Consider the following 12,857-nt stretch of genomic DNA (forward strand, 5'->3'; position numbering starts at 1 on the left):
GGCAAGGGTCACACACGCCGAGGGTCCCCGGACACATTGCCCGGGGACCCTCGGCGTAAGAGCAGTCGAAGACCAGGTGTCCGGAGGACACGTGGGGTGCGACTAGCGCTCGACCTCGCCCTTGATGAACTTCTCGACGTTCGCGTAGGCCTCGTCGTCGAAGTACTGAACCGGCGGGGACTTCATGAAGTAGCTCGACGCCGACAGGATCGGGCCGCCGACACCGCGGTCCTTGGCGATCTTCGCGGCGCGCAGGGCGTCGATGATGACACCGGCGGAGTTCGGCGAGTCCCACACCTCAAGCTTGTACTCAAGGTTGAGCGGGACGTCACCGAAGGCGCGGCCTTCGAGGCGGACGTAGGCCCACTTGCGGTCGTCGAGCCACGCCACGTAGTCGGACGGGCCGATGTGGACGTTCTTCTCGCCGAGCTCGCGGTCGGGGATCTGCGAGGTGACGGCCTGGGTCTTGGAGATCTTCTTCGACTCCAGGCGGTCGCGCTCCAGCATGTTCTTGAAGTCCATGTTGCCGCCGACGTTGAGCTGCATGGTGCGCTCAAGGCGGACGCCGCGGTCTTCGAACAGCTTCGCCATCACGCGGTGCGTGATGGTGGCGCCGACCTGGGACTTGATGTCGTCGCCGACGATCGGGACACCGGCCTCGGTGAACTTGTCCGCCCACTCCTTGGTGCCGGCGATGAAGACCGGGAGGGCGTTGACGAAGGCGACCTTGGCGTCGATGGCGCACTGCGCGTAGAACTTCGCAGCGGCCTCGGAACCGACGGGGAGGTAGCAGATCAGGACGTCGACCTGACGGTCCTTGAGGACCTGGACGATGTCGACCGGCGCCTCGGCGGACTCCTCGATGGTCTGGCGGTAGTACTTGCCCAGGCCGTCGAGGGTGTGGCCGCGCTGGACCGTGACGCCGGCGTTCGGGACGTCACAGATCTTGATGGTGTTGTTCTCGCTGGCGCCGATTGCGTCCGAGAGGTCGAGGCCGACCTTCTTCGCGTCGACGTCGAACGCGGCGACGAACTCGATGTCACGCACGTGGTAGTCGCCGAACTGGACGTGCATCAGACCGGGGACCTTGGCCGCCGGGTCGGCGTCCTTGTAGTACTCGACGCCCTGCACCAGCGAGGCGGCGCAGTTGCCCACGCCGACGATGGCTACGCGAACCGAACCCATTCCGGTTGCTCCCTGTTTGTTCTCGGAACGAGGCCTGCGAGATGCAGGCCTCACTTTGCAGTTTCGTCGGACGGTCCGGGTCGTCTCCGATCCCGTCCCGCCCGCTCGCTCTCGATGAGCTCGTTCAGCCAGCGCACTTCACGCTCCACGGATTCCATGCCGTGTCGTTGCAGCTCAAGCGTGTAGTCGTCGAGACGCTCCCGTGTGCGGGCGAGCGAGGCGCGCATCTTCTCCAGGCGCTCCTCCAGCCGGCTGCGGCGGCCCTCCAGTACCCGCATGCGCACCTCGCGTTCGGTCTGACCGAAGAAGGCGAAGCGGGCGGCGAAGGACTCGTCCTCCCAGGTGTCCGGGCCGGTGTGGGAGAGGAGCTCTTCGAAGTGCTCCTTACCTGCGGCCGTCAACCGATAGACGATCTTGGCGCGGCGCCCTGCGAGTGAAGCGGCGAGAGCGTCTTCCGGGGCGTTGCCCGGCTCTTCGATCAACCAGCCGTTGGCGACCAGCGTCTTGAGGCAGGGATAGAGAGTCCCGTAGCTGAACGCCCTGAACACCCCCAGCGAGGTGTTGAGCCGCTTGCGGAGCTCGTAACCGTGCATGGGGGATTCGCGAAGCAGGCCGAGGACGGCGAACTCAAGGATGCCTGAGCGCCTACTCATCCGCCTGCTCCTCTCCGCCTCTGAGTTTATGCCGAGCTGATGTATCGACTCGATACATCCAGACGATAGAACGGGCGGCCGTTCGCGACAAGGGGTGACGTGGTGACCGGCGTCACATCATCAATTCGTGCGACGCAAGGTGCCTGATTTGGGGTGAACTTCGGCACTGGTCGGGTTTTGGCCGTGCGTAGTCTGTGCGGCAACACAACGGGGGAACCGGAATTCACCAGCCGCTTCCAGGCCACTCGCCTGCCCGAGGAGTAGTCGTTCGATGAGCGAGCACCGCCGCAAACCGCCGCAGCCCCAGGGCGGTGGACGCGCCGCGTCCCGCCGGGCTGCGCAACAGCGCCCCGGCAGGGGCGCCGGGTCCGGGCGTGACGTCCCCACGGCGTCACCCAGCGGACCGTACGCAGAACAGACCGTTCAGGCCGGACGCGCGGACACCCGCCGGGCCGGCCGGCGCGGAACCGCGCCCCGCGGCGGCGGGGGGAAGGGCGGGGGAAACCGGCTCGTCGACTACCCGCGTGCCGCCAAGGACGGCTGGAGGCGCTTCGTCCCCTCCTGGAAGCTGGTCGGGGGTACGTCCCTGGGCTTCTTCGCCGTCATCGTGGCCGGAGCCGGCATCGGCATCGCCAGTGTCGGCACGCCCGACCCGAACAAGGCGGCCGAGGCCCAGAACAACGTCTTCCAGTGGGCGGACGGCACCCAGATGGTCGCCACCGGCGGGTCCACGAACCGGCAGATCGTCCCCATCGACCAGATTCCCCTGTCGATGCGCAACGCCGTGATCGCCGCGGAGAACGAGTCCTTCGAGACCGACAAGGGCGTGGACCCGACGGGCATCGGCCGCGCGGTGGTGAACATGGCCACCGGCGGGTCCACGCAGGGCGGCTCGACGATCACCCAGCAGTACGTGAAGAACATGTACCTGGACTCCGAGCAGACGCTCAAGCGGAAGGTCACCGAGCTCTTCATCTCGATCAGGCTCGGCATGACGGAGCCGAAGGACACCGTCCTCGCCGGCTACCTCAACACCGCCTACTACGGCCGTGACGCCTACGGCATCCAGGCCGCCGCCCGTGCCTACTTCGGCAAGGACGCCAAGGACCTCGACCCGTCCCAGAGCGCCTTCCTCGCGGCCCTCCTCAAGGGCCCCAACCTCTACAACCCGGACGGCGGCATCGGCGCCGCCGCCACCCCCGAGGCCAACGAGAAGCGGGCCCGGCTGCGCTGGGCCTGGGTCCTCGACCGCGAGGTCGCGGTGGGTCGCATGGAACAGTCCGAGCGGGACAAGTACAAGGAGTTCCCGGCCCGGGTCGACTCCGAGCAGGCCCGCGGCATGTCCGGTCAGACCGGGTACCTCGTCGAGGTCGCCAAGCAGTACGTCCTGAAGACCACGGGCATCACGGCCGAGAAGATGGCCCTGGGCGGCTACACGATCCGTACGACGTTCGAGAAGCCCAAGGTGGAGGCGCTGTCCAAGGCGGTGGAGGACACCCGCAACGACTTCCTCGACGAGAAGAAGCGGCCCCAGTACGACACCTTCGTGCAGTTCGGCGCCGCCTCGGTCGACGTGAGGACCGGGGCGATCGTGGCGCTGTACGGCGGCCCCGGCTGGGACCACAAGCACTTCGCCAACAACGCCAACACCTCCGGCGTGCCGGTCGGCTCCACCTGGAAGCCGTACGTGTTGGCCGCGGCCATGCAGTACGGCACCCAGAACTCCAAGGGCTCGGGCATCTCGGTCGACAGCAAGTACCTCGCCGACGACCTCACCGTGATCACGAACCGACAGGGCAAGCCGCTGCGGGGCAAGGGCGGCGAGCCGTTCAAGCAGAAGAACGAGAGCCCGCAGGCCTTCGGCTACGTCACCCTCGACGAGGCGATGCGGCAGTCGATCAACGTGCCGTTCGCCCAGCTGATCTTCGACGTCGGCCACGACAAGGTCCGCGGTGTCGCCCGCTCCACCGGCATCCTCGACGAATCGATGGACCCCGACGACAACGCCTCCTTCGCGCTCGGCACCTCGACGCCCAGCGCCATCCGGATGGCCGACTCGTACGCGACTTTCGCCGCCTCCGGCACGCACCACGAGCCCTTCTCCGTGACCAAGGTCACGGAGGACGGCAAGGACCTGCCCGGGTTCGAGCCCCCCAAGTCCGCCCGGGCCATGGACGACTCCATCGCGGACAACATCACCAAGGTGCTTCAGAACGTCGTCGAGAACGGCACCGGCATCAAGGCGAAGAAGCTGGGCCGGCCCGCCGCGGGCAAGACCGGCACGACCGACCTCAACAAGTCGGCCTGGTTCGTCGGCTACACCCCGGAGCTCTCCACCTCGGTCACGCTGTTCCGCAACGACCCGAACTCCAAGGACAAGGCCCTGATGTCCATGAACAACGTGGGCGGGGTCGACTCCATCCACGGTGGTGACATCCCGGCCGTGATCTGGACGGAGTACATGCGCGAGGCCCTGAAGGGCACTCCGATCAAGAAGTTCCCGGAGCCCGAGGAGATCGGCGTGACCGCCGACGCGTCCGGGGCCCCCACCCCGACGCCCCCGGCGCCCTCCTACTCGCCCTCCCCGACCCCGTCGGTCCCGCCGTCGAGTTCGGCACCCCCGGTGTCGCCCTCGCCCTCGCGCGGCGGCAGGCCCTCCTGCAAGCCGTGGGCCGGGCTGTACTGCGACCCGGAGACCGCCGGCGGCACCACCGACGGCGCCTCGAACGGCGGCAACGGAGCCATCGGCGGGATCGGGGGCAACGGCGGAGGCCCGGGCGGCGACGACGGCGGCCCCGGCGGCTTCCCGGACGGCGGAACCACCGGCGGGCCCTCCCCGTCCAACTCGGGCCGGCCCGGCCGGCCGGGCGGTTCCACCAACTGGGGCATGAACATGGGCGCCTCCGGCTGACCCGTCCCCCCTCCACACCGGCGAGGGCCGTCGCACCCGTGCGACGGCCCTCCCGCGTGTCCGACCCGGTACGGCAGGATGAGCGCATGACCAAGGTGCACGAGGAGCGGCCCGTCCTGCCCACGGAGGAGGACGAGGTCGCCGCGGCAGGCAGCGAATTCATCGGCGGCCCCATCGGCCGGCACGCCCGCCTCGGCGGCCACTGGCTGGGGCCGGTGCGTGTCGTCGTGCTGGTGGTCCTCGGGCTGTTCGCCCTCGGCATGGTGCAGAAACTGCCCTGCTACGACTGGGCGTGGTTCCGGGGCGCCACCTCGCAGTACACGCACGCCTGCTACTCCGACATCCCGCACCTGTACTCCGCGCGCGGCTTCGCCGACGGCCTCGTGCCGTACTTCGACCGCTTCCCGGACCTGGATCCGAAGTACGGCGACATGCAGTACCTGGAGTACCCGGTGCTCACCGGAGCCTTCATGCAGGTCGCCGCCTGGCTGACGCCCGGCTCGGGCTCGCTCCAGCACCGCGAACAGATGTACTGGATCGTCAACGCGGGCATGCTCATGGCCTGTGCGGCCGTCCTGGCCGTCTGTGTCGCCCGGACCCACCGGCGCAGGCCCTGGGACGCCCTGTTCCTGGCGCTGGCCCCGGCCTTCGCGCTCAACGCGACGATCAACTGGGACCTGCCGGCGGTCGCCCTCGCCGCCGTCGCGATGCTGATGTGGTCGCGCAGCCGTCCCCTGGCAGCCGGCGTCTTCATCGGTCTGGCCACCGCGGCCAAGCTCTACCCCGCCCTGCTGCTCGGCGTCCTGTTCGTGCTCTGCTGGCGTGCGGGGAAGTGGCGGGCCTTCGGCGCCGCGGCCGGCGGGGCCGTCGTCACCTGGCTCGTGGTGAACGCGCCGATCATGTTCTTCGCCTGGGACGGCTGGAAGCGGTTCTACGTGTTCAGTCAGGAACGGCCGATCGACTTCGGCTCCGTCTGGCTGCTGATCTCCCAGCGCACCGGCAACCCCCTGGAGGGGGCCAACACGTACGCGACGGGCCTGACCCTGCTGATGTGCCTGGCCATCGGCCTGCTCACCCTGACGGCGCCCAGGCGGCCCCGGTTCGCGCAGCTGGCCTTCCTGGTCGTCGCGGCGTTCATCCTGGCCAACAAGGTCTACTCGCCGCAGTACGTGCTGTGGCTCATCCCGCTCGCCGCGCTGGCCCGACCCCGCTGGCGCGACTTCCTGATCTGGCAGGTCGGTGAGGTCGCGTACTTCCTGGGCATCTGGTTCTACCTCGCCTACACGTCCAGCGGGGACAAGCACCAGGGTCTTCCGCTGGAGGGCTATCAGCTGGCCATCGCCGCGCACCTGCTGGCCACGCTCTACCTCTGCGCGGTCGTGGTGCGGGACATCCTGCTGCCCGAGCGGGACGTCGTCCGGCGCGACGGCTCCGACGACCCGTCCGGCGGTGTCCTGGACGGGGCCGATGACCGGTTCGTCCTCACGAACGCGGCGAAGGCGCCGCAGTACGCGGCGCCTTCGCGAGGACAGCGTGTCGACTGGGGCACGACCCCGGGCGACTGATCGGGGTCAGGCGTCGAGCACCCGGTCGAACTGCGTGGTGGTGTGCCGCAGGTGCGCCACCAGCTCGTCGCCGACCTTGGGTTCGGTCGCGTCCGAGGGCACGAACAGGATCGACACCTGCATGTGCGGGGGCTCGGCGAACCAGCGCTGCTTGCCCGCCCACACGAAGGGCGAAAGGTTCCGGTTGACCGTGGCCAGGCCGGCCCGGGCGACGCCCTTGGCGCGCGGCATCACCCCGTGCAGGGCCTTGGGAGCCTCCAGCCCCACCCCGTGCGACGTGCCGCCCGCGACGACGACCAGCCAGCCGTCGGAGGCGGCCTTCTGCTGGCGGTAGCCGAACCGGTCGCCCTTCGAGACCCGCGTGACGTCCAGTACCGAACCGCGGTACTGGGTCGCCTCGTGGTCACCCAGCCACAGCCTGGTACCGATCCGGGCCCGGAATCGGGTCTGCGGGAACTGCTGCTGGAGCCGGATCAGCTCCTCGGCCCGCAGGTGGCTGACGAACATGGTGTGCAGCGGCAGCCGGGCCGCGCGCAGCCGGTCCATCCAACCGATGACCTCCTCGACGGCGTCCGAGCCGTCCGGGCGGTCGAGCGGCAGGTGGAGGGCGAAGCCCTCCAGTCGGACGTCCTCGATCGCCGACTGGAGCAGGCCCAGGTCCTGCTCGGAAACGCCGTGGCGACGCATCGAGCTCATGCACTCGATGACGACGCGCGCGCCGACCAGGCCCCGCACGCCGTCCACCGAGGACACCGAGCGGATCACCCGGTCGGGCAGCGGCACCGGCTCCTCGCCCCGCCGGAACGGGGTGAGGACGAGCAGGTCGCCGCCGAACCAGTCCTTGATCTTGGCGGCCTCGTAGGTGGTGCCGACGGCCAGGATGTCGGCGCCCATCCGGGTCGCCTCCTCGCAGAGGCGCTCGTGGCCGAAGCCGTAGCCGTTGCCCTTGCAGACCGGGATCAGTCCGGGGAACTGGTCCGTGATCTGCTTCTGGTGCGCACGCCAGCGCGCGGTGTCGACGTAGAGCGTGAGCGCCATGCCCGTCCGGAACCTCTCTTGGTGGCTGCCTGGTGCAGCGGGTGCGGTATGTGGGGAAGGAGGGGGAATCAGCGACGGGACATATACATGTCGAGCGCCTTGTGCAGCAGCTTGTTCAGCGGGAAGTCCCACTCGCCGACGTACTCGACGGCCTCGCCGCCGGTGCCGACCTTGAACTGGATGAGGCCGAACAGGTGGTCGTTCTCGTCCAGCGTGTCGCTGATGCCGCGGAGGTCGTAGACGCTCGCGCCGAGCGCGTACGAGTCGCGCAGCATGCGCCACTGCATGGCGTTCGACGGGCGGACCTCGCGCTTGTGGTTGGCGGAGGCGCCGTACGAGTACCAGACGTGCTGGCCGACGGTGAGCATCGTGGCGGCGGCCAGCGGCTCCCCCTCGTGCGTGGCGATGTACAGCCGCATCCGGTTCGGGTCCTCGGAGTTGAGGGCCGTCCACTGGCGCTGGAAGTAACTGAGCGGGCGAGGGCGGAACTTGTCGCGCTCGGCGGTGATCTCGTAGAGGTGCTGCCAGGTGGGCAGGTCCTCGTAGCCGCCCTGGACGACCTCGACGCCGGCCTTCTCGGCCTTCTTGATGTTGCGGCGCCACAGCTGGTTGAAGCCCTTGAGGACGTCGTCCAACGAGCGGTTCGCCAGCGGCACCTGGAACACGTAGCGGGGCTGCACGTCGCCGAAGCCGGCGCCGCCGTCCTCGGCCTGCTGCCAGCCCATCCGGCGCAGCTTGTCGGACACCTCGAAGGCGCGGGGCTCGATGACCGAGGCCTCCACGTCGCGCAGACGCTTGACCTCGGGGTCCTGGATGCCGGCCTTGATGGCGGCGGAGTTCCAGCGTCGGATGACGACGGGCGGGCCCATCTTCACGGTGAAGGCGCCCTGGTGCTTCAGGTGCGCCAGCATCGGCTGGAGCCATTCGTCCAGATTCGGGGCGTACCAGTTGATGACCGGGCCCTCGGGAAGGTAGGCGAGGTAGCGCTTCACCTTGGGCAGTTGGCGGTACAACACGAGCGCGGCACCGACGAGTTCGCCGGACGCGTCGAACCAACCCAGGTTCTCCGAACGCCACTCGTTCTTCACGTCGGCCCACGCCGGGACCTGGCAGTGGCTCGCCGAGGGCAGGCTCTGGAGATATCCCAGATGCTGCTCTCGGCTGATGGTCCTCAGGGACAGGCTCATGCGGGGCGTCTCCTCGGCGGCTTCGCTGGCTATGGCGCGAAGCCTACTGCGACGTGGGCGCCACCCATCTGGGGGACGGGCCGAGCCCGGGCCGGTGGAAGCCGGCGCCCCGTCGCGGAGGTCCCCCGGTCAGCCCAGCCAGCCGCCGAAGAGGCCGCCGTGCGCCATGCCGAGGAAGAAGCCGAAGGCCGACGCGCCAAGGCCGATGATCAGCGCGAAGCGTTCGCGGGTCGTGATGGAGATGAACTGTCCGTAGCCGCCGGTCAGGATCCCGACCAGCCCGGCCCACGAGCTGACCAGATGCAGGTGGTGCCAGAACGCCGTGATGAACGCCACGGCGCCGAGGATGAGGGTGGCCGCCATCAGGGTGTCCTGGAGCGGGTGGGGCTTGCCGTCCGTCGCGAGGAGAGAGATGGGGGACTGCGGTCGCATTGCCTGTGCCATCGGAAGGCACCTCCTGGCTGGAGCAGAGCGGTGCGACGGGGCCGCCGCCGACAGGGCCGGGGCATAGCACCGAGCACACCCGATGGATACAGATTGTGGTCCTCTCCCGGCGGATTTCAACCGGAAGGAGTCGACGGGGTAGTCTGTACGGTCTGCGCGGTGTCTGTTCTCAGACGCCGTGCGCACGCATCACGACCCTCCTGCCACGGAACGACCGTGGCCGCTGAGTCCAAAGGAGGTGGGTTCCACATGCGTCACTACGAAGTGATGGTCATCCTCGACCCCGATCTTGAGGAGCGCGCTGTCTCCCCGTTGATCGAGAACTTCCTCTCCGTCGTCCGTGAGGGCAACGGAAAGGTCGAGAAGGTCGACACCTGGGGCCGTCGTCGTCTCGCTTACGAGATCAAGAAGAAGCCCGAGGGCATCTACTCGGTCATCGACCTGCAGGCCGAGCCTGCGGTCGTCAAGGAGCTCGACCGCCAGATGAACCTGAACGAGTCGGTTCTCCGGACCAAGGTCCTCCGCCCCGAGACCCACTGAACTTCGGTTCAGCGGTAATCGGGACCGAGTAGTACACAGCAGCCCAGCAGCACATCCCCGCCGAGAGGTTCATCCATGGCAGGCGAGACCGTCATCACGGTCGTCGGCAATCTCGTCGACGACCCCGAGCTGCGCTTCACCCCCTCGGGTGCGGCGGTCGCGAAGTTCCGTGTCGCGTCCACTCCCCGCATCTTCGACAAGCAGACCAATGAGTGGAAGGACGGCGAAGGCCTGTTCCTCACCTGCTCGGTCTGGCGTCAGGCGGCCGAGAACGTCGCCGAGTCCCTTCAGCGGGGCATGCGCGTCATCGTGCAGGGCCGGCTGAAGCAGCGGTCGTACGAGGACCGTGAGGGTGTCAAGCGCACGGTCTACGAGCTGGACGTCGAGGAAGTCGGCCCCAGCCTGAAGACCGCCACGGCCAAGGTCTCCAAGACCACGGGTCGCGGTGGCCAGGGTGGATACGGCGGCGGCGGTCAGCAGCAGGGTGGCGGCGGCAACTGGGGCGGAGCCCCCGGTGGCGGCGGCGCGCCCCAGGGCGGCGGAGGTCCCTCCGACGACCCGTGGGCGTCCAGTGCGCCGGCTGCCGGTGGCCAGCAGCAGGGTGGCGGCGGGGGCGGTTGGGGCGGAAGCTCCGGCGGCTCCGGCGGCTCCGGCGGTGGCTACTCGGACGAGCCGCCCTTCTAGGGCAGCTCGCATCCCCACTTCTTGATCACACAGGAGAGACACAATGGCGAAGCCGCCTGTGCGCAAGCCTAAGAAGAAGGTCTGCGCGTTCTGCAAGGACAAGACCGCGTACGTGGACTACAAGGACACGAACATGCTGCGGAAGTTCATTTCCGACCGCGGCAAGATCCGTGCCCGCCGCGTCACCGGCAACTGCACGCAGCACCAGCGTGACGTCGCCACGGCAGTCAAGAACAGCCGTGAGATGGCACTGCTGCCCTACACGTCCACCGCGCGATAAGGAAAGGGTGACCGAACAATGAAGATCATCCTGACCCACGAGGTCTCTGGCCTCGGCACCGCCGGCGATGTCGTCGACGTCAAGGACGGTTACGCTCGCAACTACCTGGTCCCGCGTGGTTTCGCGATCCGTTGGACCAAGGGTGGCGAGAAGGACGTGGCGCAGATCCGCCGCGCCCGCAAGATCCACGAGATCGCGACCATCGAGCAGGCCAACGAGTTCAAGGCCAAGCTTGAGGGCGTGAAGGTCCGTCTGGCCACCCGCGCGGGTGACGCCGGCCGTCTCTTCGGTTCCGTCACGCCCGCCGACATCGCCACGGCGATCGAGGCGTCCGGTGGCCCGAAGGTCGACAAGCGTCGCGTGGAGCTGGGCTCCCCGATCAAGACCCTCGGTTCGTACCAGGTCTCCGTGCGTCTGCACGCCGAGGTCGCCGCGAACGTGGGCATCGAGGTCGTCGCCGCCTAAGGGCAGCGCATGAAGGGCCGCACTCCTCCGGGGGTGCGGCCCTTCGTCGTTCTCCGCACGAACACGGGCACAGGCCCGTGATCGGCGTGAGTCAGGGGGACAGGGACCCGTTTCACGTGAAACGGGTCTTTCGGAGGTGTCGTACGCGGGCGCGGCCGGCGGCGTTTCACGTGAAACCGACTGGCGGTGTTTCACGTGAAACGAGCCGGGTCCTGTTTCACGTGAAACGGCCCACCGGCAGGCTGTGGACCGGTCAGCGGGTGGCCCCGGCGACCAGCCAGCGACCGGAGCGGGCGCGTAGCTGGAGAGTGATCATGCGGACCACCATCATCAGCGTCATCGCCCACCACAGGGTGGTGAGGCCGCCGCCGAGAACGGGTACCAGAAGCGCCGCCGGGGCGAACACGGCGAGCGTCACGAGCATGGCCCGGGCGAGGTAGGGCCCGTCCCCCGCGCCCATCAGCACCCCGTCCAGGACGAAGACGATGCCGGACACCGGCTGGGAGACGGCCACGACGATCAGGGCCGGCAGCAGGACGTCCTCGACCACGGGGTCGCTGGTGAAGAGCGGAATGAAGACCGGGCGGGCGGCGATGACCAGCAGGCCGAGGACGATCCCCGAGACGACGCCCCACTGGACCATGCGACGGCAGACCGCCTTGGCGCCCTCGGTGTCGCCTGCGCCCAGGTAGCGGCCGATGATGGCCTGGCCGGCGATCGCGATGGCGTCCAGGGCAAAGGCGAGCAGGCTCCACAGGGACAGGAGGATCTGGTGGGCCGCGATGTCGGCGTCGCCGAGTCGGGCCGCGACGGCGGTCGCGATCATCAGGATCGCCCGCAAGGACAGGGTTCGGACCAACAGGGGCGCTCCCGCACGGGCGCAGGCCCGGATGCCGTCCTTGTCGGGGCGCAGGGAGGCGCCGTGCCGCCGCGCCCCGCGCACCACCACGAAGAGGTAGGCGGCCGCCATGGCGAACTGGGCGATGACCGTGCCCCAGGCGGATCCGGCGATGCCGAGGTCGGCGCCGTAGACCAGGGCCACGTTGAGGACGCCGTTGAGGGCGAAGCCCCCGATGGCGACGTAGAGCGGCGTACGGGTGTCCTGGAGCCCGCGGATGACGCCCGTGGCAGCCAGGACCATGAGCATGGCCGGGATTCCGAGGGCGGAGATGCGCAAGTAGGTGACCGCGTACGGGGCGACGGTGTCGGAGGCGCCGAAGAGGGACACCAGCCCGGGTGCGGTGGGCAGGATCGCGGCGGCCACGACCGTTCCGAGCAGGAGCGCGAGCCAGATTCCGTCCATGCCCTGCCGGATGGCGGCCGGGAGGTCGCCCGCTCCGACGCGTCGGGCCACCGCCGCGGTGGTGGCGTAGGCGAGGAAGACGAAGACGCTCACGCCGGTCATCAGGAGCGCGGCCGCGATGCCGAGGCCGGCCAGTTGGGGGGTGCCGAGGTGCCCCACGATGGCGCTGTCGGCCATCACGAACAGTGGTTCGGCCACGAGGGCGCCGAAGGCGGGGACGGCGAGTGCGAGGATCTCGCGGTCGTGCCGTCTCGGGGCAGCCTTCGTAGCTGTGGGGGCCTGTGTCATGTGCTCAATCTAATCTTCCACAGGTAATGGATACAAGTGGCTTTGGATCCTTACTTGCGCGCTGACTTGCGGGTTCTTCCCACCCCTTTGGAGGCGATCTTGAGACAGTGGCCAAGAATTTTCTCCCCCAGCCTTCGGATGAGGGAAAGTTGCAGGTCAGGCTGGGTGTGCGGGTAGGTCGGGTGATTTTGTCCACAGCGTCGTCCCCCGGTCCGTGCACAGCTTCCGACCAGTTACCCACAGCATTGGAGCCGTCGTCCACATCTCATCCACACAGCCTGTGGATAACAAGATTGGCTGACGTCGCTCGCGGC

12 protein-coding genes are annotated in these 12,857 nt (G+C 68.5%); 6 read left to right on the forward strand and 6 right to left on the reverse strand.

Annotation, left to right across the window (positions count from 1 at the left end; translation table 11 throughout):
* Nucleotides 1-102: 102 nt before the first annotated feature.
* Together ACZ58N_RS22515 and ACZ58N_RS22520 are read right to left on the reverse strand one after the other, a co-directional pair.
* Nucleotides 103-1,185 (reverse strand): inositol-3-phosphate synthase, encoded by a 1,083-nt coding sequence (locus ACZ58N_RS22515; protein ID WP_471162683.1) that lies wholly within the window; start codon nt 1,183-1,185, stop codon nt 103-105.
* A gap of 50 nt (nt 1,186-1,235) precedes the next feature.
* A complete protein-coding gene (locus ACZ58N_RS22520; protein ID WP_281204955.1) occupies nt 1,236-1,838 on the reverse strand; it encodes a PadR family transcriptional regulator in 603 nt (200 codons plus the stop codon).
* A 271-nt stretch (nt 1,839-2,109) separates the two neighbouring features.
* Between ACZ58N_RS22520 and ACZ58N_RS22525 the strand changes: the two genes are divergently transcribed.
* On the forward strand, nt 2,110-4,749 hold the full coding sequence (locus ACZ58N_RS22525; protein WP_471162685.1) for a transglycosylase domain-containing protein: 2,640 nt from the start codon (nt 2,110-2,112) through the stop codon (nt 4,747-4,749).
* An 86-nt stretch (nt 4,750-4,835) separates the two neighbouring features.
* Nucleotides 4,836-6,314, forward strand: a complete 1,479-nt coding sequence (locus ACZ58N_RS22530) for a glycosyltransferase family 87 protein (protein WP_471162687.1) — start codon at nt 4,836-4,838, stop codon at nt 6,312-6,314.
* A gap of 6 nt (nt 6,315-6,320) precedes the next feature.
* Here the strand turns inward: ACZ58N_RS22530 and ACZ58N_RS22535 are convergent, their stop codons facing one another.
* From ACZ58N_RS22535 to ACZ58N_RS22545, 3 genes are all read right to left on the reverse strand, one after another.
* Complete coding sequence (locus tag ACZ58N_RS22535; protein ID WP_471162690.1) at nt 6,321-7,352, reverse strand: alanine racemase; 1,032 nt, start codon at nt 7,350-7,352, stop codon at nt 6,321-6,323.
* Nucleotides 7,353-7,420: 68 nt separating this feature from the next.
* On the reverse strand, nt 7,421-8,539 hold the full coding sequence (locus ACZ58N_RS22540) for a lipid II:glycine glycyltransferase FemX (RefSeq protein WP_281204951.1): 1,119 nt from the start codon (nt 8,537-8,539) through the stop codon (nt 7,421-7,423).
* Nucleotides 8,540-8,668: 129 nt separating this feature from the next.
* Nucleotides 8,669-8,983, reverse strand: a complete 315-nt coding sequence (locus ACZ58N_RS22545) for a hypothetical protein (protein ID WP_471162697.1) — start codon at nt 8,981-8,983, stop codon at nt 8,669-8,671.
* Between the two features lie 249 nt (nt 8,984-9,232).
* Here ACZ58N_RS22545 and rpsF point away from each other — a divergent pair, with 249 nt between their 5' ends.
* From rpsF to rplI, 4 genes are all read left to right on the forward strand, one after another.
* The gene (gene rpsF / locus ACZ58N_RS22550) at nt 9,233-9,523 is read left to right on the forward strand and encodes a 30S ribosomal protein S6 (RefSeq protein WP_004950685.1); all 291 of its coding nucleotides are present in this window, start codon (nt 9,233-9,235) and stop codon (nt 9,521-9,523) included.
* Between the two features lie 75 nt (nt 9,524-9,598).
* Nucleotides 9,599-10,207, forward strand: a complete 609-nt coding sequence (locus ACZ58N_RS22555) for a single-stranded DNA-binding protein (protein WP_471162700.1) — start codon at nt 9,599-9,601, stop codon at nt 10,205-10,207.
* 43 nt (nt 10,208-10,250) lie between these two features.
* Nucleotides 10,251-10,487 (forward strand): 30S ribosomal protein S18, encoded by a 237-nt coding sequence (rpsR, locus tag ACZ58N_RS22560; RefSeq protein ID WP_005315025.1) that lies wholly within the window; start codon nt 10,251-10,253, stop codon nt 10,485-10,487.
* Nucleotides 10,488-10,505: 18 nt separating this feature from the next.
* Nucleotides 10,506-10,952, forward strand: coding sequence for a 50S ribosomal protein L9 (gene rplI, locus ACZ58N_RS22565; RefSeq protein WP_281204948.1), 447 nt, complete (start codon nt 10,506-10,508; stop codon nt 10,950-10,952).
* A 253-nt stretch (nt 10,953-11,205) separates the two neighbouring features.
* On the opposite strand, the gene ACZ58N_RS22570 is transcribed toward rplI, so the two are convergent.
* Nucleotides 11,206-12,543, reverse strand: coding sequence for an MATE family efflux transporter (locus ACZ58N_RS22570; protein WP_471162704.1), 1,338 nt, complete (start codon nt 12,541-12,543; stop codon nt 11,206-11,208).
* Between the last annotated feature and the right edge of the window lie 314 nt (nt 12,544-12,857).

The organism is Streptomyces sp. NPDC040432 (assembly GCF_055595445.1).

Bases quoted from the DNA above. Each gene is read 5' to 3' on its own strand.
- ACZ58N_RS22515 (WP_471162683.1), bottom strand. From the start codon at position 1,185: ATGGGTTCGGTTCGCGTAGCCATCGTCGGCGTGGGCAACTGCGCCGCC.
- ACZ58N_RS22520 (WP_281204955.1), bottom strand. From the start codon at position 1,838: ATGAGTAGGCGCTCAGGCATCCTTGAGTTCGCCGTCCTCGGCCTGCTT.
- ACZ58N_RS22525 (WP_471162685.1), top strand. From the start codon at position 2,110: ATGAGCGAGCACCGCCGCAAACCGCCGCAGCCCCAGGGCGGTGGACGC.
- ACZ58N_RS22530 (WP_471162687.1), top strand. From the start codon at position 4,836: ATGACCAAGGTGCACGAGGAGCGGCCCGTCCTGCCCACGGAGGAGGAC.
- ACZ58N_RS22535 (WP_471162690.1), bottom strand. From the start codon at position 7,352: ATGGCGCTCACGCTCTACGTCGACACCGCGCGCTGGCGTGCGCACCAG.
- ACZ58N_RS22540 (WP_281204951.1), bottom strand. From the start codon at position 8,539: ATGAGCCTGTCCCTGAGGACCATCAGCCGAGAGCAGCATCTGGGATAT.
- ACZ58N_RS22545 (WP_471162697.1), bottom strand. From the start codon at position 8,983: ATGGCACAGGCAATGCGACCGCAGTCCCCCATCTCTCTCCTCGCGACG.
- rpsF (WP_004950685.1), top strand. From the start codon at position 9,233: ATGCGTCACTACGAAGTGATGGTCATCCTCGACCCCGATCTTGAGGAG.
- ACZ58N_RS22555 (WP_471162700.1), top strand. From the start codon at position 9,599: ATGGCAGGCGAGACCGTCATCACGGTCGTCGGCAATCTCGTCGACGAC.
- rpsR (WP_005315025.1), top strand. From the start codon at position 10,251: ATGGCGAAGCCGCCTGTGCGCAAGCCTAAGAAGAAGGTCTGCGCGTTC.
- rplI (WP_281204948.1), top strand. From the start codon at position 10,506: ATGAAGATCATCCTGACCCACGAGGTCTCTGGCCTCGGCACCGCCGGC.
- ACZ58N_RS22570 (WP_471162704.1), bottom strand. From the start codon at position 12,543: ATGACACAGGCCCCCACAGCTACGAAGGCTGCCCCGAGACGGCACGAC.